The organism is Mesorhizobium sp. WSM4313, from assembly GCF_002294725.1.
Taxonomy (GTDB): domain Bacteria; phylum Pseudomonadota; class Alphaproteobacteria; order Rhizobiales; family Rhizobiaceae; genus Mesorhizobium.
In genome coordinates, this window is sequence record NZ_NSFT01000007.1 from 243,496 (window position 1) to 267,522 (window position 24,027).

The 24,027-nt window shown below is 64.9% G+C and carries 18 protein-coding genes; 10 read left to right on the forward strand and 8 right to left on the reverse strand.

The annotated features are described in order from the left end of the window. The first annotated feature begins 40 nt into the window (after positions 1-40). From CK219_RS18300 to CK219_RS18320, 5 genes are read left to right on the forward strand one after another with little or no spacing between them, the layout of a single operon-like run. Positions 41-2,788, forward strand: coding sequence for a molybdopterin-dependent oxidoreductase (locus tag CK219_RS18300; protein WP_176477066.1), 2,748 nt, complete (start codon positions 41-43; stop codon positions 2,786-2,788). Continuing rightward, a complete protein-coding gene (locus CK219_RS18305) occupies positions 2,785-4,326 on the forward strand; it encodes a 6-hydroxynicotinate reductase (RefSeq protein WP_095768132.1) in 1,542 nt (513 codons plus the stop codon). The genes CK219_RS18300 and CK219_RS18305 overlap by 4 nt, the downstream gene beginning before the upstream one ends. Then, entirely contained in the window at positions 4,326-5,210 is an 885-nt protein-coding gene (locus tag CK219_RS18310) for a hypothetical protein (RefSeq protein ID WP_095768133.1), read from the forward strand. The genes CK219_RS18305 and CK219_RS18310 overlap by 1 nt, the downstream gene beginning before the upstream one ends. After that, entirely contained in the window at positions 5,203-5,787 is a 585-nt protein-coding gene (locus CK219_RS18315) for an amino acid synthesis family protein (protein WP_095768134.1), read from the forward strand. The genes CK219_RS18310 and CK219_RS18315 overlap by 8 nt, the downstream gene beginning before the upstream one ends. Further along, positions 5,784-6,245, forward strand: coding sequence for a MarR family transcriptional regulator (locus CK219_RS18320; RefSeq protein WP_095768135.1), 462 nt, complete (start codon positions 5,784-5,786; stop codon positions 6,243-6,245). Before CK219_RS18315 ends, CK219_RS18320 begins: the two co-directional genes overlap by 4 nt. Before the next feature lie 260 nt (positions 6,246-6,505). Here CK219_RS18320 and CK219_RS18330 read toward each other — a convergent pair whose 3' ends face one another. Both CK219_RS18330 and CK219_RS18335 read right to left on the reverse strand, forming a co-directional pair. Next, on the reverse strand, positions 6,506-8,194 hold the full coding sequence (locus tag CK219_RS18330; protein WP_095768137.1) for a hydantoinase B/oxoprolinase family protein: 1,689 nt from the start codon (positions 8,192-8,194) through the stop codon (positions 6,506-6,508). A 1-nt stretch (position 8,195) separates the two neighbouring features. After that, a complete protein-coding gene (locus CK219_RS18335; protein ID WP_095768138.1) occupies positions 8,196-10,268 on the reverse strand; it encodes a hydantoinase/oxoprolinase family protein in 2,073 nt (690 codons plus the stop codon). A 222-nt stretch (positions 10,269-10,490) separates the two neighbouring features. Here CK219_RS18335 and CK219_RS18340 point away from each other — a divergent pair, with 222 nt between their 5' ends. The 5 genes from CK219_RS18340 (at position 10,491) to CK219_RS18360 (ending at position 17,310) form a co-directional block, all read left to right on the forward strand. Next, positions 10,491-11,318 (forward strand): ferredoxin--NADP reductase, encoded by an 828-nt coding sequence (locus CK219_RS18340; RefSeq protein ID WP_095768139.1) that lies wholly within the window; start codon positions 10,491-10,493, stop codon positions 11,316-11,318. A 439-nt stretch (positions 11,319-11,757) separates the two neighbouring features. Further along, positions 11,758-12,804, forward strand: a complete 1,047-nt coding sequence (deoC, locus tag CK219_RS18345) for a deoxyribose-phosphate aldolase (protein ID WP_095768140.1) — start codon at positions 11,758-11,760, stop codon at positions 12,802-12,804. A 16-nt stretch (positions 12,805-12,820) separates the two neighbouring features. After that, positions 12,821-15,196: an aldehyde dehydrogenase family protein gene (locus CK219_RS18350; RefSeq protein WP_095768141.1), complete on the forward strand. Its 2,376-nt coding sequence runs from the start codon at positions 12,821-12,823 to the stop codon at positions 15,194-15,196. 362 nt (positions 15,197-15,558) lie between these two features. Further along, on the forward strand, positions 15,559-16,290 hold the full coding sequence (locus CK219_RS18355; protein WP_095768142.1) for an SDR family oxidoreductase: 732 nt from the start codon (positions 15,559-15,561) through the stop codon (positions 16,288-16,290). Between the two features lie 174 nt (positions 16,291-16,464). Then, positions 16,465-17,310: a fumarylacetoacetate hydrolase family protein gene (locus CK219_RS18360; protein ID WP_095768218.1), complete on the forward strand. Its 846-nt coding sequence runs from the start codon at positions 16,465-16,467 to the stop codon at positions 17,308-17,310. A gap of 195 nt (positions 17,311-17,505) precedes the next feature. Here the strand turns inward: CK219_RS18360 and CK219_RS18365 are convergent, their stop codons facing one another. From CK219_RS18365 to CK219_RS18390, 6 genes are all read right to left on the reverse strand, one after another. After that, positions 17,506-18,504 carry an ABC transporter ATP-binding protein gene (locus CK219_RS18365; protein WP_095768143.1) on the reverse strand — a complete coding sequence of 333 codons (999 nt, stop codon included), beginning with the start codon at positions 18,502-18,504 and terminating at the stop codon, positions 17,506-17,508. Between the two features lie 15 nt (positions 18,505-18,519). After that, on the reverse strand, positions 18,520-19,581 hold the full coding sequence (locus CK219_RS18370; protein WP_095768144.1) for a Gfo/Idh/MocA family oxidoreductase: 1,062 nt from the start codon (positions 19,579-19,581) through the stop codon (positions 18,520-18,522). 64 nt (positions 19,582-19,645) lie between these two features. Then, positions 19,646-20,485 carry a carbohydrate ABC transporter permease gene (locus tag CK219_RS18375; RefSeq protein WP_095768145.1) on the reverse strand — a complete coding sequence of 280 codons (840 nt, stop codon included), beginning with the start codon at positions 20,483-20,485 and terminating at the stop codon, positions 19,646-19,648. Positions 20,486-20,493: 8 nt separating this feature from the next. After that, entirely contained in the window at positions 20,494-21,423 is a 930-nt protein-coding gene (locus tag CK219_RS18380; RefSeq protein WP_095768146.1) for a sugar ABC transporter permease, read from the reverse strand. Positions 21,424-21,665: 242 nt separating this feature from the next. Further along, positions 21,666-22,925 (reverse strand): ABC transporter substrate-binding protein, encoded by a 1,260-nt coding sequence (locus CK219_RS18385; RefSeq protein WP_095768147.1) that lies wholly within the window; start codon positions 22,923-22,925, stop codon positions 21,666-21,668. Between the two features lie 114 nt (positions 22,926-23,039). Next, positions 23,040-23,990 (reverse strand): N-acetylmuramic acid 6-phosphate etherase, encoded by a 951-nt coding sequence (locus CK219_RS18390; protein ID WP_095768148.1) that lies wholly within the window; start codon positions 23,988-23,990, stop codon positions 23,040-23,042. Positions 23,991-24,027 lie beyond the last annotated feature (37 nt).

Genomic DNA, 24,027 nt, shown 5'->3' on the forward strand with positions numbered 1-24,027 from the left:
CAAATCCGGCATGGCTCAATCTGGCATGGCCCGGTCCAGTATGGACCGCTCCGAGATCGCCTTCGAGGTCAACGGCGGCGCCGTCAGCGTGTCGGTGCCGCCGGTCAGGCGGCTGTCGCAGGTGTTGCGCGACGAGTTGCGGCTGACCGGCACCAAGGTCGGCTGCGATGCCGGCGACTGCGGCGCCTGCACGGTGCTGGTCGACGGCAATCCGGTCTGCGCCTGCCTGATGGCGGTGGCCTCCGTAGCCGGCGCCTCCGTCACCACTGTCGAGGGCCTCGCCGATGGCCGGCTGTCCGCCTTGCAGGCCTCCTTCCTCGAACATGGCGCCGCGCAATGCGGCATCTGCACGCCCGGCCTGCTGGTGGCGGCCACCGCGCTGCTGGACCGCAATCCTACGCCGAGTGAGGCCGAGACGCAGGACGCGCTGGGCGGCGTGCTCTGCCGCTGCACCGGCTACAGGAAAATCGTCGCGGCGGTGATGCAGGCCTCGCAGCACATGAACAGCGTGGATCTTCGCCTGCCGGAAGCCGGCCATGCCGTCGGTGCCTCGCCGATCCGGCTCGACGGCGTGCCGAAAGTCACAGGCGCCGAAAAATTCGGCGGCGATTCCTTCCCGTCCGACGCACTGGCGGTGCTTGTGGTGCGCTCGCCGCATTATCATGCCCGCTTCAGCTTCGGCGATCTCGATGCCTGGACCAAGGCGCACCCCGGCATTGCCGGCGTCTTCACGGCGGCGGATATCCCTGGCCACAACTGTTTCGGCGTCATCGGCCCCTTCGCCGACCAGCCGGCGCTGGCCGAGGGCTTTGCGCGCCTGCGCGGCGAGGCCGTGGCCCTGGTGGCCGGCGAGCGCGAGGCGATCCTCGATCTCGACCTGACGGATTTCCCGATCGCCTGGACCGAGCTGCCGCATATGCTGCAGCCGCGCGATGCGAAAGCTGATGGCGCGGCACTGATCCATCCGCACCGACCGGCAAACCTGCTCACCTCCGGCTATGTCGAGCGCGGCGATCCCGATGGCGCGCTCGCCGGCGCAGCGGTCACTGTCTCCGGCGCCATCGAGACCTCCTTTGTCGAGCACGCCTATATCGAGCCGGAAGCCGGCTATGCTTATATGGACGGCGACACGCTGGTCGTCATCGCCTGCACCCAGGCGCCCTATATGGACCGCGACGACACGGCCAAGGTGCTGGGCCTTCCTGCGGAGAAGGTCCGTATCGTGCCGACCGCGACAGGCGGCGGCTTCGGCTCGAAGCTCGATGTCTCGCTGCAGCCTCTCATCGGCCTCGTGGCGATGAAGACCGGGCGGCCGGCGGCACTTGCCTACACGCGCAACGAATCGATGATGTCGACCACCAAGCGCCATCCGGCCGAGATGAAGGCGACGATCGGCGCCGATGCCGAGGGCCGTGTCACAGGCATGGTCTTCGAGGGCGATTTCAACACCGGCGCCTATGCCAGCTGGGGCCCGACGGTCGCCAATCGCGTGCCGGTGCATGCCTCCGGCCCTTACCTCACGCCGAACTACCGGGCGACGGGCTACGCCATTCATACCAATGGCCCGATCGCCGGCGCCTTCCGCGGCTTCGGTGTGCCGCAAGCCACCATCATGCAGGAAACGCTCTATGACGAGCTCGCCGCAAGGCTCGGCATGGATCGTCTCGATTTTCGGCTGAAGAACTGTCTTCGTAACGGGTACGAAACGGTCACCGGTCAGCGCCTGGAATCCGGTGTCGGTATCGGCGAATGCCTGGAACAGCTCAAGCCGCACTGGGCGCGTGCGTTGGCGGACGCGGAGGCGTTTAATGCCACCCATACGGCAAGCAAGCGCGGCGTCGGCATCGCCTCCTGCTGGTATGGCTGCGGCAACACCTCGTTGCCCAATCCTTCGACCATCAAGGTCGGCATCTCGGCCTCCGGCGACGTCGTCCTGCACCAGGGCGCGGTCGACATCGGCCAGGGCTCCAACACCGTGATCGCCCAGATCTGTGCCGACGCGCTCGGCCTGCCGCTGGCCAGTTTCTCGCTGAAGAGCGCCGACACCGCCATCACGCCCGATGCCGGCAAAACATCCGCCTCGCGCCAGACTTTTGTCACCGGCAAGGCCGCCGAGAAGGCCGGCCGGGCGCTGCGTGAGAAAATCCTGCGTTTTGCCAATGTCTCCGGTCAGGCGACGATCGCGCTCGACGGCGACAGCATCTCCATCCGGGAGGGCGATGCCGCGCGGCGCATCGATCTTTCGGCGCTGAAGGCCGATGCCGATGGCTTCGTCTTCGTCGCGGAAGAAACCTACGACCCGCCGACGCTGCCGCTCGATGCCAAGGGCCAGGGCAAGCCTTACGCGGTCTACGGCTATGGCGCGCAGATCGCCGAGCTCGAGGTCGATCTCAAACTTGGCACCGTGAAGCTGATCAAGATCACCGCGGCGCATGATGTCGGCAAGGCGATCAACCCGGTCCTGATCGAAGGCCAGATCGAGGGCGGCATCGCGCAAGGCATCGGCATGGCGCTGATGGAGGAATATATCCCCGGCCGCACCGAGAACCTGCACGACTATCTCATCCCGACCATCGGCGACGTGCCGCCCGTCGAACATATATTGGTCGAGGTTCCGGATCCGGAAGGACCGTTCGGTGCCAAAGGGTTGGGCGAGCATGTGCTGATCCCGACCGCGCCGGCGATCCTCAACGCCATCCGCCATGCCACAGGCGTCCTGGTCACCAAGGTGCCGGCGACGCCGAGCCGCATCCTGGCGGCGATCCGCGAGAAGGAGGCGCGCCGATGAGCGAGCTTGCCGAACGTTTCGAAACCCACGATCCCGGTGAGAAGCAGGTGGCGGAAAAGATCCGCTGCGATGCCTGCCCGGTCATGTGCTACATCGCCGACGGCCGCACCGGCGCCTGCGACCGCTACGGCAATGTCGGCGGCCGCATCGTGCGCATGGATCCGCTGACCATCCTCGACCACGCGGCCGAGGCCGGCGGCGCGGTCGTGCCGTTCATTGCCGATGGCGAAGCGTGGAACGGCGAGCTGGTCAACACCGGCCGCCGCTTCGTCACGGCGATCGGCGCCGGCACCACCTATCCGGACTATAAGCCGGCGCCTTTCATCGTCAGCCAGGAAGTCGAGGGCGTCGATCTCGTCACCGTCGTCACCGAAGGCATTTTTTCGTACTGCGGCGTCAAGGTGAAGATCGACACCGACCGCCATATCGGCGACGAGACGGCGACAGTGCGCGCGCAAGGCGAGGCGATCGGCCATGTCACGACGGGCGAATACGGCTCGCAAATGCTGTCGCTCGGCGGCGTCCATCATTTGACCGGCGGCTCGAAAGCGGAGGGACGTGCCACCTGCGACGCGCTGCTCAATCTCTGCAACAGGAAACCGGTCGAGCTCACCATCGACGGCGGCGCGACGGTCATCGTTGAAGCCGGCAAGGCGCCGGTCATCGACGGCAAGGTCGAGCATCGCATGCGCGTCGGCTGCGGCTCGGCCACCATCGGCATGTTCGCCACGCAATGGCGCGGTCTCGTCGACGAGGTGGTGGTGGTCGACGACCACATCACCGGCGTCGTCTCCGAGCATCAGGCCGGCAAGGTGCTGGGCTGGGAGGATACCGGGATAAAAATCATCGGCCGCCGCTCGACCCCCGGCCGCTACTTCAAGGTATCCGAGCCCGGTCTCGGCTGGGGCGGCACCACGATCTCCGATCCGCTGTCGATCCTCGGCGATTGGAACGCCAAGAAGGGCGCGCGTCCCGGCCTGTCGCTGCTGATGGTGTCGACCACCGGCGAGCAGTTCGCCTATTACGAGCTCGACGACCAGCTGAAGCCGGTCCAGAAGCCATTTCCCGAGCGGCTGCAAAAGTCCGTCGGCCTGATCGAGGACAATTGCGAGCCGGCGCTGTGCACGGTTCTGTTCATCGGCGGCGCCGGCGGCTCGCTGCGCGCCGGCGTCACCGAAAACCCGGTCAACCTCACCCGCTCGGTGCAAGGCCTGAAGACCTATGTGACGGTGGGCGGCGCGCCGGTCTATGTCTGGCCGGGCGGCGGCATCACGCTGATGGTCGACGTCACCCGCGTGCCGGAAGGCGCCTTCGGCTATGTGCCGACGCCGGCGCTGGTGGCGCCGATCGAGTTCACCATGCGCCGTGACGACTATGTCCGGCTGGGCGGCTATGAGAACGAGATCCGCAGCATCGAGGACATCCTCGCCAAGGGTGGCGAATATCTCAATCCGCGCCGCGGCACGGGCGCGCCGGCCGATAACCCCTGGCCGCCGTTGGCGCAACTGCGCCGCGCCGTGGCGAACGGGGCCGGCTGATGAACGGCCCGCAGGCGCATTGGCTTGCCGACGGCAGGCGGCTCCATCTCAACCATGGGCCGATCGATCTGATAGTCGAGGCTTTTGGCGAGCCGAGTGAATGCCGCGCCGCTTACGAACAGGCGGTCGCGCGCTTTCAGACGATCCTGATCGAGGTGGTCGAGGAGCTGCCCGAATTGCGCCTGCCGGCCTTCTTCCTGGCGCCGCGCGATTTCGCCGGCCCGACAGCGCGCCGCATGGAGGCGGCCGTCATGCCGTTGGCGGAATGCTTTATCACGCCGATGGCCGCCGTTGCCGGTTCGGTAGCCGACGAAATTCTCAGCGCAATGCTCGCCGGCCGCCGGCTCGACCGCGCTTACGTCAACAATGGCGGCGACTGCGCTCTCCATCTTGGCATCGGCCAGACGATGACGGTGGCGATCGCCGGCACCGGGCACGGCATGGCCGACCGCGTCGCCATTCGAGCCGAAGACGGCGTGCGCGGCGTCGCCACGAGCGGCTGGCGCGGCCGGTCGTTTTCGCTGGGCATAGCCGATGCCGTCACGGTGCTGGCGCCGACCGGCGCCGAGGCCGACGCGGCGGCAACGCTGATTGCCAACGCCGTCGATCTACCTGGACATCCCGCCATTGCACGCGCCGCCGCGCGCGATCTGGCGTCGGACAGCGATCTCGGCGAGATGCTGGTGACACAAAGCGTCGGCCCACTTGATGCCGCCGAAATTGCGCGCGCGCTGGACAACGGCCTTGCCGTCGCCGAAGATTTTCGCCGGCGCGGCCTGATCGCCGCATCGGCGCTGTTTCTGGCTGGCGAAGCCCGCATCAGTGGCTCGGTGACGCTCGCTGCGCCCAACAAGCATGCACAGGAGGAATTTGCCGATGCCTGAGTTTCCGATCCGCAAGGTTGCGGTTCTGACCGAGGAAATTTTCCACGAGGGCGGACCCACGGCCAGAGAGCCGCGCCTGCGCGCGGCTGCCATGGCGCTTGTGAAAAATCCCTTCGCTGGCCGTTATGTCGAAGACCTGCAGGGCGCGATGGAGGACCTGAAGCCGCTCGGGCTTCTGCTCTCGGACAGGCTGATCGCAGCACTTGGCGGCGACGTGAAGAAGATCGACGGCTACGGCAAGGGCGCCATAGTCGGCACGGCAGGGGAGCTGGAGCACGGTGCGCTATGGCATGTGCCGGGCGGCTACGCCATGCGCGAGCGTCTGGGCGACGCCAAGGCGATCGTGCCCTCGGCCAAGAAGGTCGGGGTCTTCGGAGCAAGGCTCGACGTGCCGCTTGGCCACATCAACGCCGCCTATGTGCGCAGCCATTTCGACGCCATGGAGGTCGGCATCAGCGACGGCCCGCGTCCGGACGAGATCCTGTTCTGCCTCGCCATGACCTGCGGCCCGCGTGTCCACAACCGCATGGGCGGCCTGGCTGCCGAGGACATCAAGGCATGGGACGGCCTGAGATGAGCGCCGAGGACAATCTGCTGCGGCTGGTCGAAGCCGAAGACGGCGACGAGAACAACTACCACCTGCAGGACCAGGTCGGCTTCATCCTGCGCAAGGCGCACCAGCGCCATGTTTCGATCTTCGCCTCGCATATCGGCGACCTGACGCCGCCGCAATTTGCCGCTTTGGCCAAGCTTTACGATATCGGCGAAACCTCGCAGAACCAGTTGGGAACGCTGATTGCCATGGACGCCGCGACCGTGAAGGGTGTCATCGACCGGCTGAAGGCGCGCGGGCTGGTCGAAGTTTCCAAGCACGAGGTCGACAAAAGGCGGCTGCTGGTCAATCTGACGCCGGAAGGCCGCGAGGCGATCGAGCGGCTGATCCCGCTCGCGCGCGCAATCACCGAGGAGACGTTGGCGCCGCTGACTGCCAAGGAAACCGCGACGTTCCTGCGGCTGTTGGCGAAGCTGGCGTGAAGGGTTGCTTTCGAGAGGGTGGCACCTCTAGACGCTGGAGGGACAGCACCCCCCCTCTGGCCTGCCGGCCATCTCCCCCACAAGGGGGGAGATCAGATGTCATCTCGGCCTTCGCAAATCTCCGGCGTTGAAGAGAGAGCGCCAAGGCTGAAACTGCCAATCTCCCCCCTTGCGGGGGAGATGCCCGGCAGGGCAGAGGGGGGTGTGAAGGAACTCGACGGAAGCGTGTCGGCACCTTCGATCGATCGTTAGCCGTCCGCCTACACGTCCACCCCGAACATCTCCCTGGCCTGCTCAGCCGTATAGTACCCGAGCCTGACATCCTCGGCGACCAGCTTCGGGTCGCGCTCGCGCGGATCGCCGTAACCGCCGCCGCCGGGCGTGCCGACACGCACGCGGTCGCCGGCCTTGAGCGCGATGTCCTGTTCCTTGGAAAGATGCGGCGGCACATGCGCTTCGCCGCCCCGGAACACGGTGACGCTGTTCGGCGCGCCGTCCCTGCCGCCGAGCGCGCCTTGCGGCCCGAAGCGGCCGTGATCCATGACGAATGATGCGCGCGCTTCGCCGCGCAATAGCTCGACTTCATAGGCGAGCCCGAAGCCACCGCGATGTTTTCCCGCGCCGCCGGAGCCTTCGCGCAAGGCGTAATGCCGGTAGAGCACCGGAAAAGCCTGCTCCATGATCTCGACCGGCGGCGATTTCGAAATGCCGATGGTCGAGCAGCCATTGCTCAAGCCGTCATGGCCGGCATTGCCGCCATAACCGCCGCCCGAGATCTGGTACATGACATAGTCGCGGCCGCGTGCCGGATCGTTGCCGCCGAGCGCGAAATTGCCGCTGGAGCCGGCGGGTGCCGCCGTCACCTTTTCCGGCAGCGCCTGCACCATAGCGGCGAATACGGCTTCGGCGATGCGCTGCGAAACCTCCGCCGCGCAGCCCGAGACCGGGCGCGGATATTTGGCGTCGAGGAACGTGCCTTCCGGCCGCTTGACGTTTAGCGGCTCGAAGGCGCCGGCGCTGATCGGCACTTCTGGAAAAATATGCCGCATGGCCAGATAAACCGAGGACAGCGTCGTCGCCAGCACGCTGTTCATCGGCCCGGCGCAGGGTTTCGATGAGCCGGCAAAGTCGAAGGTCAGCGTGTCGCCTTGCTTCTCGACGGCGAGATTGATGGTCAGCGGCTCGTTCACCACGCCGTCGGAATCGACGAAGGCCTGCGAGCGGTAGACGCCGTCCGGGATCACGGCGATCGAGGCGCGCATCTGCTCAGCGGCGCGGCGGCGCAGTTCGGCAATGGCCTCGACGACGGTTTCGTCCCCGTAACGATCCAGGATTTCGTTGAGTCTGTCCTGGCCGATCAGCAGCGCCGCAGCCTGCGCGCGGATGTCGCCGATGCGCTGGTCGGCGACCCGGATGTTGGAACAGATGATGGCGTAGATCTCCGGATCGAGCGCGCCCTTCTTGAACAGCTTTACCGGTGGAAGACGCAAGCCCTCTTGCTCGACCGCGGTGGCTGAAGCGGAGAAGCCGCCCGGCACCGAACCGCCAATATCCGGCCAATGACCGGTGTTGGAAAGCCAGCAGAAGATCTTGCCGCCGCGATAGACCGGCATGACGAAGCGCACATCCATCAGATGCGTGCCGCCGAGATAGGGGTCGTTGACGATGTAGATGTCGCCGGGCTCGGGTGCCAGGCAACGGCCGTCGGCGATCATCTCGATGACCGTCCTGGTCGAGTATTGCATGACACCGACGAAGACCGGCAGGCCCTGGCTGCCCTGCGCGATCAGCGACCCATCGACGGCCGAATAGATGCCGTCCGAACGGTCATTGGCTTCCGCGATAACCGGCGAGAAGGCCGCGCGCGAGAAGGTCAGGTCCATCTCGTCGCAGACCTGCTGCAGCGCCGCCTGCAGCACCGAAAGCGTGATCGTGTCGAGCTTTGCCATCTTAAGCCTCGCCGATGTCGATGATGATGTTGCCGTCGGCATCCGAGCGCGCCCGGTCGCCTGGTTCGAGCACGGTCGTGGCATCCATCTGCTCGAGGATTGCCGGCCCCACAATTGTTGCGTCGAGCGGCAGCTTTTCGCGCGCGTAGACCGGCGTGTCATGCCAGCGCCCGCTGTACCAGACCGGCCGGATTTCGCGCCGCGCCTCCTCGAGCGTGGTGGCACGTCCTGCGGGGTCGATCAGCCGCGACAGGTCGATCTGCGGCCGCACGCCGGTAACCGATGTGTTGAGGTTGACGAGGTTGGCGCGGATCTCCGGCAACTCGACCTTGAAGCGCGCGAAATAGGCTTTTTCGAACAGAAGCTGCAGTGTTTCTCGTGAAACCGACAAGGAGGGCAGCGGCACGTTGATAATGTGCGTCTGACCGACGAACTGCATGTCGGCCGAATGCGTCACGCGGATCGCGTCGGGCTTCACCGCTTCCTTGGCGATCAGCGCCTCGCCTTCGTTACGGTGCCGTTCCAACACCTCGCGAAGCGCGGTTTCGTCGAGGCCGCCGACCGGCTGGTTGATTGTGTTGACGAAGTCATGCCGCAGATCGGCCACAACGCAGCCGAGCGCATTGGTGATGCCCGGGCGCGCCGGCACCAGCACCCTGGGCAGGCCAAGCTCGCGGGCGAGTGCCGTCGCGTGCAGCGGCCCGGCGCCGCCGAAGGCGAACAGCGCGAAATCGCGCGGATCGTGGCCGCGCGACACCGAGACCATGCGGATCGCGCCCGCCATCTTCATGTTGCCGAGCCTCAGCACAGCACCCGCCGCTTCGACGCCGGAAAGGCCTGTGCGCTTGCCGATCTTCTCCTCGAAAATGCCGGTGACACGCTCGACCGTGACCGGATTGTCGACGGCGAGCAATTTCTTCGGCGCCAGGCGGCCGAGCACCAGATTGGCGTCGGTGATGGTCGGCTCGATGCCGCCGCGCCCGTAGCAGATCGGGCCGGGGTTTGCGCCGGCGCTTTCCGGGCCGATCTCGATCAGCCCGGCCGCATCGACGCGCGCGATCGAGCCGCCGCCGGCGCCCACCGTGTGCACCGCCACCATCGGCACATGGATCGGCATCGCATATTCGATCTCGATCTCGTTGGAGACGGCGGGTTCGGCGTTGCGGATCAGCGCCACGTCGGTCGAGGTGCCGCCCATGTCGTAGGTGACGAGATTGCCGAAGCCGGCGCGTTTTCCCGTATAGGCGGCGGCGATAACGCCGGAGGCCGGGCCGGACATCACGGTCTTGGCCGATTCCTGCGTGACGAAGCGGGCCGAGATCATGCCGCCATTGCCGTTCATGATCAGGAAGTCGCGGGCGTAGCCCTTTGCCGCCAGCTCCTTGCGCAGCCGCTCGACATAGCGTTCGAGGATCGGCTGAACCGAGGCGTTGACTGCCGCGGTGACGCCGCGTTCGAACTCGCGCGCTTCCGAAAGCAGCGCATGGCCGGTGGTGATGTGGCCGTTCGGCCAGAGCTCCGCCGCGATCTCGGCGGCGCGCCGCTCATGCGAGGGGTTGGCGTAAGAGTGCAGGAAATGAATGACCAGCGACTCGCAGCCGGCGTCGAGCAGCTTTTTCACCCCATCGCGCATCTCGGCTTCGTCGAGTGGGATGCGCACGGCGCCCGACGCCTCGACCCGCTCCGAGACTTCGAGCCGAAGGTCGCGGGGAATGACGGGGACGAAAGTGCCCGTCATCCCATAGGCCTGCGGCCTTGTGCGCCGCCCAAGCTCAATCACGTCGCGAAAGCCGCGCGTGGTGATCATGCCGGTCCGCGCCAGGCGGCGCTCCAGCACGGCGTTGGTCGTGGTCGTCGTGCCGTGCACGATGAGGTCGATGCCGTCGATCGGAAAACCGGTGGCGCCAAGGGCTGCGACCACGCCGAAGGCTTGGTTTTCCACCGTGGTCGGGGTCTTGGCGATGTGGACTTTGCCACCCGCCTTGCCGTCGATCAAAAGCAGGTCAGTGAAGGTGCCGCCAACATCGATGCCAGCTACGACGCTTCCCGCCGACGCCGAAAATTTCTCATTCATTGCCGAAACCCGAAATGCCAGGACTACGGATATGCTTCGGTTTGGAAAGGCGTTTTACGCCGCCATCTTGACCTGAAGATCATTTGTATACTAATAAATTATCGACACAAGAGCTTACCGCTTGACAGTGTGCAGGGAGCACGCCGGAACCTGACCGTTCGGGCGCGCAGGAGAAAGTTTGGCGCCCAGTGCGTTTCATCTGGGCCGGAAAGTTGGGTTGGAATGAACACGACATCCGCGTTGAACGTCGCCGGCGCAAAGCCGCTGCAGTTCCCGATCCCGGCCAATGTCTATGCCGAAACCGTAGTGTCGGTGAAGCATTACACCGACCGGCTGTTCTCCTTCCGCATCACCCGGCCGCAGTCGCTGCGCTTCCGCTCCGGCGAGTTCGTCATGATCGGCCTGCCCAATGCCGAGAAGCCGATCTTCCGCGCCTATTCGGTCGCGAGCCCCGCCTGGGACGACGAGCTCGAATTCTTCTCGATCAAGGTCCCGGACGGTCCGCTGACGTCCGAGCTGCAGAAGATCGAGGTCGGCGACACCGTCATCATGCGTCAGAAGTCGACCGGCACGCTGGTGCTCGACGCGCTGACGCCCGCCAAGCGCGTGATCATGATCTCGACCGGCACCGGCATCGCGCCCTTCGCCAGCCTGCTGCGAGACCCCGATACCTACGAGAAATTCGACCAGGTCATCCTCACCCACACCTGCCGCGACAATGCCGAGCTCACCTATGGCCAGGAACTGGTGGCCGGGCTGGAGAGCGACCCGCTGATCGGCGAGCTGACCGGCGGCCGCGTCACGCTCTATAATTCGACGACCCGCGAGGAATCGGCGCGCATGGGCCGCATCACCGCGCTGATCGGCTCGGGCAAGTTCTATGCGGACCTCGGCATCGAGAAACTCAATCCCGAGACGGACCGCATCATGATCTGCGGCTCGATGCACATGCTGAAGGACGTCAAGGAGCTCGCCGAGAGCCTCGGCTTCCAGGAAGGCTCCTTGAGCCATCCGGCCAGCTTCGTCGTGGAGCGCGCCTTCGTCGGCTGAGACATATCGCGGTCCGCCTGCTCTGTTGGAGGCGTCTGAGATTAGCGACGGCATTCGCGCTTCGTCATTCTAGGGCGGAGCAAGGAGCGGAGCGATGCGCGCAGAACCCTAGAATCCATGCCGTTACGCTAAGGCGTTGCGGCGGTTACAGAATTCTGCACCGTTGCACTCTGTGGCAGAGGTCACGGCATGGATACTCGGGTCAAGCCCGAGTATAACGAAGGGATGGGCATTTCGGCCAATCTCCAACGCATGGAGCGCCTACCCAGCATGATGTTTTGACCATACGGTCAAAAATCTGCTGCCTGAGCGGGCTTTTTGCGCTATGACCCTTTGAAAGACTCGTGAAGCATCGCTTCACGGGCTATCTTCGTTCGTGCCACCCAATGACACCCACGAAGATATAGAAGCGCAAAGGCGCTGAGTGAAAGGGCAGGAGATGAGCACGATCCGCGAGGCCGGCGCAGGCGCGCCCAAGGTGATGCCGCTGCCGGCGCGCGCCGCCGCCAATACGCCGCTACCGCTGGACCACGGCATTGCCCGCAATCCCGGGATGAAGCTCGATCTCGGCTTTCTGGAATCGGTGCGCAGCGTCAACCGCTCGGCGCTGGAGCGTCGCGTCGCGACGCTCACCAAGCGGCGCTCGATCAAGGCGGACAATCAGGCCGCCTGGCTCTTGCGCGCCATCGCCTGCATGGACCTCACCACGCTGAACTCCAACGATACCGACGAGCGCGTGCGCCGGCTTTGCGCCAAGGCGATCAACCCGCTGCGTCGCGATATCGTCGAGGGCCTCGGCATATCAGGCGAGGCGATCCGTCCGGCGGCGGTCTGCGTCTACCATCCCTTCGTCGCCACCGCGGTCGACGCCGTGCGCGGCACCGGCATCCATGTCGCCGCCGTCTCGACTGCTTTCCCGCACGGCCTTGCGCCGCTCTCCACGCGCCTGCAGGAGATCGAAGCATCGGTGAAGGACGGCGCCGACGAGATCGACGTCGTCATTCCACGCGGCCTGGTCTATGGCGCCAAATGGCGCGAGCTGTTCAACGAGATCGTCGCCATGCGCGCCGCCTGCGGCGATGCGCATCTCAAGGTCATTCTTGGTACCGGCGACCTTGCCACGCTGCGCAACGTCATGCTGGCGTCGATGGTGGCGATGATGGCGGGCGCCGATTTCATCAAGACGTCGACCGGCAAGGAAAGCGTCAACGCCACGCTTCCTGTCGGGCTTGCCATGGTGCGCGCCATCCGCGCCTATTTTGAGGAGACCGGCTATCTCATCGGCTTCAAGCCGGCCGGCGGCATTTCGACGGCAAAAGTCTCGCTCGACTGGCTGGTGCTGATGAAAGAGGAGCTCGGCCGTCCCTGGCTCGAGCCGGACCTGTTCCGCTTCGGCGCCTCTAGCCTACTCACCGACATCGAGCGCCAGCTCGAACATCATTTGACCGGCCACTATTCGGCCAACCACCGCCACGCGATGGCGTAGGCTACGAGTGCGCCCCATGAACATTCTCGAACGCTATCACGCCATGGAATACGGCCCGGCGCCGGAGGCCCGCAATGAGGCGGATGCCTGGCTCGCCGCACGCGATTTCTCCAAGGCGCTGTTCATCGACGGCGGCTGGAAGCCGGCGGCAAGCGGCAAGACTTTCGACACCAGCGAGCCGTCTTCCGGCAAGCTTCTGGCCGAGATCTCGGATGCCGGCGCCGCCGATATCGACGCGGCGGTCGCGGCGGCAGCAAAGGCGCTGCCAAAATGGTCGGCATCCTCGGGCTACGCCCGCGCGAAAGTGCTCTATGCCATCGGCCGCGCCATGCAGCGCCACCAGCGCCTGTTCGCGGTGCTGGAATCGATCGACAACGGCAAGCCGATCCGCGAAAGCCGCGACATCGACGTGCCGCTGGCGATCCGCCACTTCATCCATCATGCCGGCTGGGCGCAGACGCTGGACAAGGACTTTCCCGACCATAAGCCGGTCGGCGTCGTCGGCCAGGTCATCCCGTGGAATTTCCCGCTGCTGATGCTGGCCTGGAAGATCGCGCCGGCCTTGGCCGCAGGCTGCACGGTGGTGCTGAAGCCGGCCGAATTCACGCCGCTCACCGCCATATTGTTCGCCGAGATCTGCGAGCGGGCCGGCGTGCCGAAGGGCGTCGTCAACATCGTCCAGGGCGGACCGGAGGCCGGTGCGGCCATCGTCAATCATCCCGGCGTCCAGAAGATCGCCTTCACCGGCTCTTCGGAAGTCGGCAAGATCATCCGCAAGGCCACCGCCGGCTCGGGCAAGAAACTGTCGCTGGAGCTCGGCGGCAAGTCGGCCTTCATCGTCTTCGAGGATGCCGATTTGGACAGCGCCGTCGAGGGGCTGGTCGACGGCATCTGGTTCAACCAGGGCCAGGTTTGCTGCGCCGGCTCGCGCCTCCTGGTGCAGGAAGGCGTTGCGGAGGCCTTCATCGCCAAGATCAAGGTCAGGATGAGCCGGCTGCGCGTCGGCAGCCCGCTCGACAAGAACACCGATATCGGCCCGCTGGTCGATCGCACCCAGCTGGACCGCGTCAAGGGCCTGATCGCGGAGGGCGCGAAACAAGGCGCCGTCTGCTGGCAGCCGGACGCCGCTTTGCCATCCTCCGGCTATTATCACTTGCCGACGCTGGCGACGGGTGTTTCGCCGGCTAATATTCTGGCGCAGGAAGAGGTCTTCGGCCCGGTTCTGGCGACGATGAGCTTCCGCAACACCGAGGAAGCGATCGAGCTTGCCAACAACACGCGCTACGGCCTTGCCGCGTCCGTTTGGAGTGAGAACATCAACCTCGCCTTGCATGTCGCGCCGCAATTGAAGGCGGGCGTGGTTTGGGTCAACGGCACCAACATGTTCGACGCCGCCTGCGGCTTCGGCGGCTATCGCGAAAGCGGCTTTGGCCGTGAAGGCGGCCGCGAAGGCATGTTCGAATATCTCGCCGCCAAGCTGCCGGTCGGCCCCGCCATCAAGCCGGCCGCGGCCGGCTCGGCTCAGCCGGTCGAGCAGGCCGACGGCTTGGCCATCGACCGCACGGCAAAACTGTTCATCGGCGGCAAGCAGGTGCGCCCGGATGGCAATTACTCGATCGCCATTGCCAGCGCCAAGGGCAAGCTGGCAGGCGAAGTCGGTCTCGGCAACCGCAAGGATATCCGCGACGCCGTCGCAGCCGCGCGTGGCTGCAAGGCCTGGCCGGAGGCGACGGCCTTCAACCGCAGCCAGGTGCTTTATTACTTCGCCGAGAACCTGTCGGGCCGCGCCGACGAGTTTGCCGCGCGCCTTGTCCAACTCACCGGCGTCGGCGCCAAGGCCGCGCGCGAAGAGGTCGAGCAGTCGATCGAGCGGTTGTTCCTGTATGCCGGCCTCACCGACAAGTTCGAAGGCCGCGTGCACCAGCCGCCGGCCCGTGTCGTGACGCTCGCGCTGCATGAGCCGGTGGGCGTCGTCGGCATCGTCGCGCCGGATAACCAGCCGCTGCTCAACTTCATTTCGCTGGTCGCGCCGGCGCTTGCCATGGGCAACACCGTTGTTGCCGTCCCGTCGGAGCGCCACCCGCTGCTGGCCACCGACCTCTACCAGGTGATCGAATATTCCGACATTCCGGCCGGCGCGATCAACATCGTCACCGGCCGCAGCGCCGAGCTTGCCGGCGTGCTGGCCAAGCATGACGACGTCGACGGGCTCTGGGTCTTCGCCGATGCCGACACCTGCGCCAAGGCGGAGGCCGACTCCATCGGCAACCTCAAGCGCGTCTGGACCGGCAATGGTCGTAGCCTCGACTGGGCCTCGGGCGAGGCGGCCGGCGAGGCCATCCTGCGCCGCGCCATCGAGGTCAAGAATGTCTGGGTGCCTTACGGCGATTGATCGCTTACGAAGCGCGGCGTGCCCGAATGGTCCAGGGCAGCGGAACTTGTTGCCCGGTTGTCGTACAAGTCCTTGCGCCGCGACAGACTATATGCATTAAAGCAGCTGCCGCGAAGGTGATCGCGTTCGGGCTTGACGCCCAGATGGGTGTTCTTTAACGAGAAAAAACATCTTGTCCGTGGCGGAGGGCGCGGGTCGGCAAGGATTCTGGCCGGCCGCCGGCCATCCGGCTCAATGCATGTCGCCCAAAAGTGCGCAGCGGTTTTGGGAGAACGACATGCATCAAAACAAATACTTAAAGCGCGTTGCATGAATTCGTGTCAACGCGACACGCTTTAAGTCCAAAGCCTGAGGAGAACAGCATGGCGGATCTTGCAGGCAAGGTCGTTGTTGTCACGGCCGCGGCGCAAGGCATCGGCCGGGCGAGCGCGCTGGCTTTCGCCAAGACGGGCGCGACCGTTCACGCCACCGATATCAACGAGCCGCTGCTGGCCGAGCTGGGCAAGACTGCCAGTGTCAAGACCCGCAAGCTCGATGTGCTGAACGATGCGGCCGTCGCCTCCGCCTTCGCCGAGATCGGCCAAGTCGACGTGCTGTTCAACTGCGCCGGTTTCGTCCATGGCGGCTCCATCCTCGAGATGAAGGACGAGGATCTCGACTTCGCGCTCAACCTCAATGTCCGTTCGATGATCCGCACCATCCGCGCCGTGCTGCCGGGCATGCTGGAGCGCGGCGACGGCTCGATCATCAACATGGCCTCGCTGGCAAGCTCGCAAAAGGGTGTGCCGAACCGCTTCGTCTACGGACTGACCAAAGCAGCCGTGGTCGGCCTGACCAAGGCGGTTGCCGCCGATTATGTCGCCAAGGGCATACGCTGCAACGCGATCTGCCCGGGCACGGTCGAAAGCCCGTCGCTTCAGGACCGCATGCATGCCCAGGGCGACTATGAGGCAGCGCGCGCGGCCTTCATCGCCCGCCAGCCCATGGGCAGGCTTGGCACGCCGGAGGAGATCGCCGATCTCGCCGTCTATCTTGCCGGCGCAACCTACACGTCGGGGCAGGCCTATAATATCGATGGCGGCTGGTCGATCTGACGAGAGGCTCGGATATCGGTGGGGCGGTCGGATCGAAACGTCTGAAAATCTCGACGATTTGGTCGGCATAGCAGCGAGGCTTGCTTGCCGTGGACGGGGTCGGCAACTACGGTCCGCTGGCTTCGATGGGAATTTGCAAAACCGGCCCTTGGCCGCAAGGTGGAGAACGTTGAGATGAAGTTGTTGCGCTATGGCGAAGCTGGCTGCGAAAAGCCCGGCCTGCTCGATGCGGATGGGACGATCCGCGACCTTTCGGCTCATGTCGCCGACATCGCCGGCACGGCGCTCCATCCGGCCTCGCTGGAGATGCTTTCGAAGCTCGATCCGAAGTCGCTACCGGTGGTTCCCGGCAAGCCGCGCCTGGGCGCCTGCGTCGCCGGCACCGGCAAGTTCATCTGCATCGGCCTGAACTATTCCGATCACGCCGCCGAGACCGGCGCCACCGTGCCGCCGGAGCCGATCATCTTCATGAAGGCAAGCTCGGCGATCGTCGGGCCCGATGACGACGTGCTGATCCCGCACGGCTCGGTCAAGACCGACTGGGAAGTCGAGCTCGGCGTGATCATCGGCAAGACGGCGAAGTATGTCTCGGAGGACGACGCGCTGGATTATGTTGCCGGCTACTGCGTCGCGCATGACGTCTCCGAGCGTGCCTTCCAGGCCGAGCGCCAGGGCCAGTGGACCAAGGGCAAGTCGTGCGACACCTTCGGCCCGACCGGCCCCTGGCTGGTCACCAAAGACGAGGTCGCCGACCCGCAGAACCTCAAGATGTGGCTGACCGTCAACGGCAAGACGATGCAGAACGGCTCGACCAGGACCATGGTCTTTGGCGTGAAATATCTGGTCGCCTATCTCAGCCAATTCATGTCGCTGCATCCCGGCGACATCATCTCCACCGGCACCCCGCCCGGCGTCGGCCTCGGCATGAAGCCGCAGGTATTCCTGAAGCCCGGCGACGTCGTCGAGCTCGGCATCGAAGGGCTCGGCCAGCAGAAGCAGACCTTCAAGGCGGACGAGTAACGCATATTTCCCCTTCTCCCCCTGTGGGAGGAGGTGGCCGCGAAGCGGCCGGATGAGGGGTGTTGGAAGGATCTCCGCGCTGCAGGATTAAGCGCGTGGAATTCTTCAATCTTTGAGCGCTGGAGCACCCCTCATCCGTCTCGGCGCTGCGCGCCGATCCACCTTCTCCCACAAGGGGAGAAGGGGAAGCCGGCGCTACCTCAGCACCTTCCCATCCGCCCCAAACCGATACGTCTTCGCCGCATCCGGCGTTGCGTAGAGGGTCGCGCCCGGCTCGGCGTTGTAGACGCCGAAGATGCGCACGGTGATCAGCCCGGCCTTCTCGCAGTCGAGATAGAGGTTGGTGTCGGCACCGAGATGCTCGGCATGCACGACCGTGCCTTTCCAGGCGCCCGACGTTGCGTCGACGGTGACGTGCTCCGGCCGCACGCCTATGGTCTTGGCCGTCTCGCCAAGCCTGGCACCGTCGATGAAATTCATCTTCGGCGAGCCGATGAAGCCGGCGACGAATTCGTTGGCCGGCGAATTGTAGAGCTCCATCGGGCTGCCGATCTGCTCGATGCGTCCGGAGTTGAGCACCACGATTTTGTCGGCCAGCGTCATCGCTTCGACCTGGTCGTGGGTGACGTAGATCATCGTCGCCTTCAGCCGCCGGTGCAGCTGCGCGATCTCAAGTCTGGTGTTGACGCGCAGCGCCGCATCGAGGTTGGACAATGGTTCGTCGAAGAGGAATAGCTTCGGCTCGCGCACCACGGCGCGGCCGATGGCGACGCGCTGGCGCTGGCCGCCCGACAGTTCCGCCGGGCGCCGCTCGAGATAGGGCTCCAGCGACAGCATCGCGGAGGCGATCTTGATGCGCCGCTCGATCTCGGCCGCCGGCGTGCCGGCCTGCTTCAGGCCCAGCGCCATATTGTTCTTCACCGTCAGGTGCGGGTAGAGCGCGTAGGTCTGGAACACCATGGCGATGCCGCGCTTGGCCGGCGGCGTGACGGAAACGTCCGTGCCGTCGATCAGCACGCGGCCGGAGGTCGAATCTTCCAGGCCGGCGATGACGCGCAGCAGCGTCGATTTTCCGCAGCCAGACGGGCCGACGAAGACGACGAACTCGCCGTCCGTCACTTCGAGGTCGATGCCCTTCAGCACCTCGATCGGCCCGAAAGCCTTCTTCACATTCTCGATCTTCAGCGAACCCACGGCGTCGTCCCTGTTCTAGAGTTTTACGGCGTTGCCGCTGCGCACGCTCTCGTCGGCGGCAAGGCAGACGGCGAGCGACTTCACGGCATCGTCCATGTGGCGGGTGAGGTCGATATTTTCGCGGATGGCCTTGAGCAGGAAGGCCTGTTCGAGGTCGCAAAGCTCCTGGTGGCCCGGTTCGTCTTCCATCGACAGCAGCTGGTCCTCCCGGGCGAATTTGCCGTCCGGCCCAGTCGCCGCGCTATGCAGCCTAATCGTCGAGGTCTTGGTATGGGTGTCGATGTCGTCGGACCTGACGCCCTCCTTCATCACGATCGAGACGCAGCCCTTGGGCGACATGACGTCCTTCACGAAGAAGGCCGTCTCCGAGATCATCGGCCCCCAGCCGGCCTCGTACCAGCCGACCGAGCCGTCCTCGAACAGCACCTGCAGGTGCCCGTAATTGTACATTGACGGCGCCACCTCGTCGCTCAGCCGCACCCCCATGCCGCGTACTTCGACGGGTCTCGAATCGGTGATCTGCAGCATCACGTCGAGATAATGCACGCCGCAATCGACGATCGGCGACGTCGTCTGCATCAGCTGCTTGTGCGTCTCCCAGGTGTGGCCGGAGGATTGCTGATTGAGGTTCATGCGGAAGACATATGGGCCGCCGAGCTTGCGCGCCTCGGCGATCAGCCGCACCCAGGACGGATGGTGACGCAGGATATAGCCGATCACCAGTTTCTTGCCGTTGGCCTTCGCGGCATCGACGACTCGCTTTGCGTCGGCAACCGTGGTCGCCAGCGGCTTCTCGACGAAGACATGGCAGCCGGCCTCTAGGGCCCGCACCGCATAGTCGGCATGGCTGTCGGAATAGGTGGCGACCGCCGCGACATCCGGCTTCTCGTCCCGCAGCGCGTCGTCAAAGGAGCGCCTTATGCCGTAGCCGGCGAGCCCGTCCGGCAGCGGCACGTCGGAACGGTTGACGAGTGCGGCGATCTCGAAGCCTGGATTGCTGTGGTAGGCAAGCGCATGGCTGCGGCCCATATTGCCGAGGCCGGCGACGACTACGCGAAGAGGGGTTTTATCGCTCACCTGACTGCTCCATTTTTTCCTGAGAGGGTGAAGCGCAGCCCTATCAAAAGTTGGCTATTGCGGCTCACTTCACCGCTCCCGACGTGATGCCGCGGATCAGCTGCCGCGAGAAGATGACATAGAGGATCAGCACCGGCAGGATCGCCAGCGACAGCGCCGCCAGGATCGCGTTCCAGTTGGTGACGAACTGGCCGAGGAAGAGCTGCGCGCCGAGCGTCACGGTCTTGGTCTCCTCCGAAGGCGCCAGGATCAGCGGGAACCACAGATCGTTCCAGATCGGGATCATGGTGAAGACGGCGACGGTCGCCATGGACGGACGCACCAGCGGCAGCACCAGCCGGAAGAAGATCGTGTATTCCGACAGCCCGTCTATGCGGCCTGCATTCTTCAGGTCGCTGGACACCTGCTTCATGAATTCCGACAGGATGAAGATCGCCAGCGGCAGGCCTTGCGCGGTATAGACCAGGATCAGCGCCGTCAGCGAGTTGACCAGCCCGGTCGCCACCATCAATTGCAGGATGGCGACGGTGCCGAGGCGGATCGGGATCATGATGCCGAGCGCGAGGTAAAGCCCCATCATCGTGTTGCCGCGGAAGCGGTATTCCGACAGCGCGAAGGCGGCCATCGCCCCGAACAGAAGCACGAAGAACAGCGAGGCGACGGTGACGACGAGGCTGTTCTGGAAATAATGGATAAAGTCGCCCTGGCCGAACACGGTGGTGTAGCCGATCAGGTCGAACGTTTTTGGCGTCGGCGGCGTCAGCGGCGCGCCGAAAATACCCGCGCGCGACTTGAACGAATTCATCACCACCAGGACCACCGGAAACAGCGCGATCGCCGTGTAGGTCAGGAGGATCGCATGCGCGCCAATGGCGCGGGGAAGCGAACGTGTGGCTGTGCTCATGGTGCGCCTCAGAACTGGTAGCGACGCAGGCGCGTCTGCACGAGGAACAGATAGACGCAGACGCCGGCGAGGATGATCAGGAACATGATCGTGGCGATGGTCGCGCCCATGTTGGGATCGCCGACCTGCAGCTGGAAGCCGAAGAAGGCGCGGTAGAGGAAGGTGCCGAGGATGTCGGTCGAATAGTTCGGCCCGGCCAGCGCCCCTTGCGCCGTGTAGATCAGGTCGAAAGCGTTGAAATTGCCGACGAAGGTCAGAATCGAGATGATGCCGATCGAGGGCAGGATCAGCGGCAGCTTGATCTTCCAGAACTGCGCCATGCCGGTGACGCCGTCGCATTCGGCCGCCTCGATCACCTCGTCGGGGATCGACAGCAGCGCTGCATAGATCAGCATCATCGGGATGCCGACGAACTGCCAGACCGAGACCAGGCTGAGCGCGGTGAGCGCATATTGCTCCTTGCCGAGCCACGGCGTGAAAAAGCTCTTCAATCCGACGAAATCCATCAGATGCGGCGCCACGCCCCAGATCGGCGACAGGATCAGCTTCCAGGCGAAGCCGACGATGACGAAGGACAGGATCGTCGGCACGAAGATCGCCGTGCGGTAGAAGGCGGTGAAGCGCAGCCGAGGGCTGGAAAGAAGCGCCGCCAGAAGCACACCGATCGGGTTCTGCACCAGCATGTGGATGATGAAGAACCAGACATTGTTCCTCAGCGCGTTCCAGAAATTCACCGACCAGTTCGGATCGCCGAACAGCGTGCGGAAATTGCCCAGTCCGACAAAGACCTGGGACTGCTCGATGTTGCGGAACAGCGAAAGCTGCAGCGTGCCGAACAGCGGCAGGATCATGAATGCGGTGTAGACCAGCACTGCCGGCGCCAGGAAGACGCCGACATGCCAGCGGATCGCTCTTTTCGGTCGCGTTTCTGCAGCCATGAGTTCGGTAGCCATGAGTTCGGTTCCCCGCCGTCTCTGGGTTCCAGGTCGGTTGATGCTAGCTGATGCCTCGATGCACGGCTTGGCTGTCCCCTTCGAGGAGAAAGACAAGGCCAGCGACAGATCGGCTCCGTCTTCCCCGCACGGCGAGGGTAAGACCGGGAGGCTGCGCCGACAATCGCTATCGGGAACTGTTTGATGCCGGCCGGGCCCGAGCCCGGCCGGCATCGCAATCGATGCTCTTACTTCGCCGGCTTGTACCAGCTGTCAAGGCCGTCCTGCAGCTTCTTGGCCGCGGCTTCCGGCGTATCGGTGCCGTTGATCACATTGGCCGATTCAACCCAGGTCTCGTTCTCGAGGTTCGGCGTGCCGCGCGACAGGATCTGGTAGGTCGAGCGGATCGTCGACTTGCACTTGCCGCGCCAGGAGACGAACTCCTGCGCCAGCGGGTCTTCCATCTTCACCGGCGAGGAGTTCAGGCTGAAGAAGCCGGGCAGCGCGTTGGCGTAGATGGTGGCGAAATCCGGCGAGGCGACCCAGGACAGGAACTTCTTGGCCTCTTCCGCATGCTTCGATGCCGCATTCAGGCCCATGCCGATGTCGGTGTGGTCGGAGATGTAGCAGGTGTCGCCGGCCTTCTCGACCGGCGGCGGGAAGGCGCCCATCTTGAACTGCGCCTGGGTGTTGAACAGGCCGATTTCCCACGAGCCGGCCGGGTAGATGGCGGCGCGGCCGAGCGTGAACAGGTTCTGGCTGTCCGGATAGGTCTGCGCCTCGAAGCCGTCGCCGAGATACGGCTTCCACTTGGCCAATTCCTTGAAGGGCTCGACCCACTGCGGATCGGTGAGCTTCTGCTCGCCCTTGATCAGCGCCTGGCGGCCTTCCTCGCCCTTCCAGTAGTTCGGGCCGACATTCTGGTAGCCCATGGTCGCGGCTTCCCAGAGGTCCTTGGTGCCCATCGCCATCGGGATATAGGTGCCGTCCGCCTTGATCTTGTCGAGCGCCGCGAAGAACTCGTCGCGGGTCTGCGGCACCTTGATGCCGAGCTTGTCGAAGGCATCCTTGTTGTAGATGAAGCCGTGGATGACCGAGGCCATCGGCACGCAGAAGCTCGACTTGCCGTCGTCGGTCTGCCAGGCGGCCTTGGCGACGGGCGAGAAGTTCTCCATGCCAGGCAGCGAGCTCAGGTCGGCGAGGTTGCCCTTCTTGAACAGCTCCAGCGACTTGTCGAAGGGGCGGCAGGTGATCAGGTCGCCCGCCGAGCCGGCAGCGAGCTTGGCGCCGAGGGCCGCGTCGTATTCGGTCGGCGCCGAAGGCGCGAACACCACCTTGATGCCGGGGTTCTTGGCTTCGAAAGCCGGGATCAGCTTGTCCTTCCAGATGGTCAGGTCGTCGCCGCGCCAGCTTTCGATGTTGAGCGTCACGTCCTCGGCCAGCGCCATCCCGGTCGTGCCGAGGATGCTTGTGCCGAGCAGAAGGGCCGTCAGTAGTTTGGTCTTCATCTTCAGTCTCCCTGTTGACCTTTTTCAGGTTCGGTTTTGAGAACAGAGGCTCAGCGCCCCTTGCTCCCCTCGCAAGCCCGTTTCACCCCGATGGAAATCGGGATGAAAAGGGCCCTACCTCTTTGTTAGGGCATGATCTTTTCCGAAAAGCGGGTTCCACTTTTCGGAATCATGCCCCAGCGCGGAAAGCGCCGGCCTGAGCTTCTGGCCGGTTCCTTCCAGTATCTTCTCGGCCGCGTCGGCGCTGGCGGCGCCCGCGGCGAGCAGAATGGCGGTCTTGACGCCGCCGCGGCTCTCTTCGAGCAGGCGGGCGGCGTCGTCGCGGCTCTTGCCGCTGATGGCGGCGACCATGCGCACGGCGCGGTCGCGCAGCTTGATGTTGTCGGCGGTGAGATTGACCATATAGCCGTCATGGACATGGCCGAGATGGATGGCAGTGAGCGTCGAAAGCATGTTGAGCGCGATCTTCTGCGCCGTGCCCGCGCCCATGCGCGTCGAGCCGGCGATCAGCTCCGGCGGCGTTTCGAGCAGGACGGCGACGTCGGCCTGCTCGAACAGGACGGCGCCCCGGTTGTTGGCAATCGCGATGGTGGCGGCGCCTCGGCGCCGCGCGTCCTGGAGCGCCTGGACCGCATAAGGGGTCGAGCCGCTGGCCGAGATGGCGATCAGGCAGTCGCCCTTGCCGATGGCGGCCGCGGCAACCGCCGCCGACGCTTCCCCGGTGTCGTCCTCCGGCCCGCCTGCCAGTGTGCGGAAGGCGTCGTCGCCGCCGGCGATGAGGATGGCGATGCGGTCGCGCGCAATGCCGAAGGTGCCGGGCAGTTCCAGCGCGTCGGCCAGCGCCATCAAGCCGGAGCTGCCGGCCGCCGCATAGGCAAGCTTGCCGCCGCTCTTCAATTGCTTCGCGATGAGTTCGGCGGCAAGGGCAATCGCCGGAATGGCGCCGTGCACGGCCTTGCCGGCCTCGATCTGGGCGCTGGCCAGGAACGCCAGAATGGTTTCGGGGGCCTGGACATCCAGCCCCTCGGCATTCTGGTGGAGCGCTTCGGTGCGCGTCTCGGCCATGCATTTTCCTCCGATTGAGCGAACAATACCAAAAAAA

What these genes read in the sequence shown, in the direction of transcription:
- CK219_RS18300 (WP_176477066.1), top strand. Translation starts at nt 41, where the DNA reads ATGGACCGCTCCGAGATCGCCTTCGAGGTCAACGGCGGCGCCGTCAGC.
- CK219_RS18305 (WP_095768132.1), top strand. Translation starts at nt 2,785, where the DNA reads ATGAGCGAGCTTGCCGAACGTTTCGAAACCCACGATCCCGGTGAGAAG.
- CK219_RS18310 (WP_095768133.1), top strand. Translation starts at nt 4,326, where the DNA reads ATGAACGGCCCGCAGGCGCATTGGCTTGCCGACGGCAGGCGGCTCCAT.
- CK219_RS18315 (WP_095768134.1), top strand. Translation starts at nt 5,203, where the DNA reads ATGCCTGAGTTTCCGATCCGCAAGGTTGCGGTTCTGACCGAGGAAATT.
- CK219_RS18320 (WP_095768135.1), top strand. Translation starts at nt 5,784, where the DNA reads ATGAGCGCCGAGGACAATCTGCTGCGGCTGGTCGAAGCCGAAGACGGC.
- CK219_RS18330 (WP_095768137.1), bottom strand. Translation starts at nt 8,194, where the DNA reads ATGGCAAAGCTCGACACGATCACGCTTTCGGTGCTGCAGGCGGCGCTG.
- CK219_RS18335 (WP_095768138.1), bottom strand. Translation starts at nt 10,268, where the DNA reads ATGAATGAGAAATTTTCGGCGTCGGCGGGAAGCGTCGTAGCTGGCATC.
- CK219_RS18340 (WP_095768139.1), top strand. Translation starts at nt 10,491, where the DNA reads ATGAACACGACATCCGCGTTGAACGTCGCCGGCGCAAAGCCGCTGCAG.
- deoC (WP_095768140.1), top strand. Translation starts at nt 11,758, where the DNA reads ATGAGCACGATCCGCGAGGCCGGCGCAGGCGCGCCCAAGGTGATGCCG.
- CK219_RS18350 (WP_095768141.1), top strand. Translation starts at nt 12,821, where the DNA reads ATGAACATTCTCGAACGCTATCACGCCATGGAATACGGCCCGGCGCCG.
- CK219_RS18355 (WP_095768142.1), top strand. Translation starts at nt 15,559, where the DNA reads ATGGCGGATCTTGCAGGCAAGGTCGTTGTTGTCACGGCCGCGGCGCAA.
- CK219_RS18360 (WP_095768218.1), top strand. Translation starts at nt 16,465, where the DNA reads ATGAAGTTGTTGCGCTATGGCGAAGCTGGCTGCGAAAAGCCCGGCCTG.
- CK219_RS18375 (WP_095768145.1), bottom strand. Translation starts at nt 20,485, where the DNA reads ATGAGCACAGCCACACGTTCGCTTCCCCGCGCCATTGGCGCGCATGCG.
- CK219_RS18380 (WP_095768146.1), bottom strand. Translation starts at nt 21,423, where the DNA reads ATGGCTGCAGAAACGCGACCGAAAAGAGCGATCCGCTGGCATGTCGGC.
- CK219_RS18385 (WP_095768147.1), bottom strand. Translation starts at nt 22,925, where the DNA reads ATGAAGACCAAACTACTGACGGCCCTTCTGCTCGGCACAAGCATCCTC.
- CK219_RS18390 (WP_095768148.1), bottom strand. Translation starts at nt 23,990, where the DNA reads ATGGCCGAGACGCGCACCGAAGCGCTCCACCAGAATGCCGAGGGGCTG.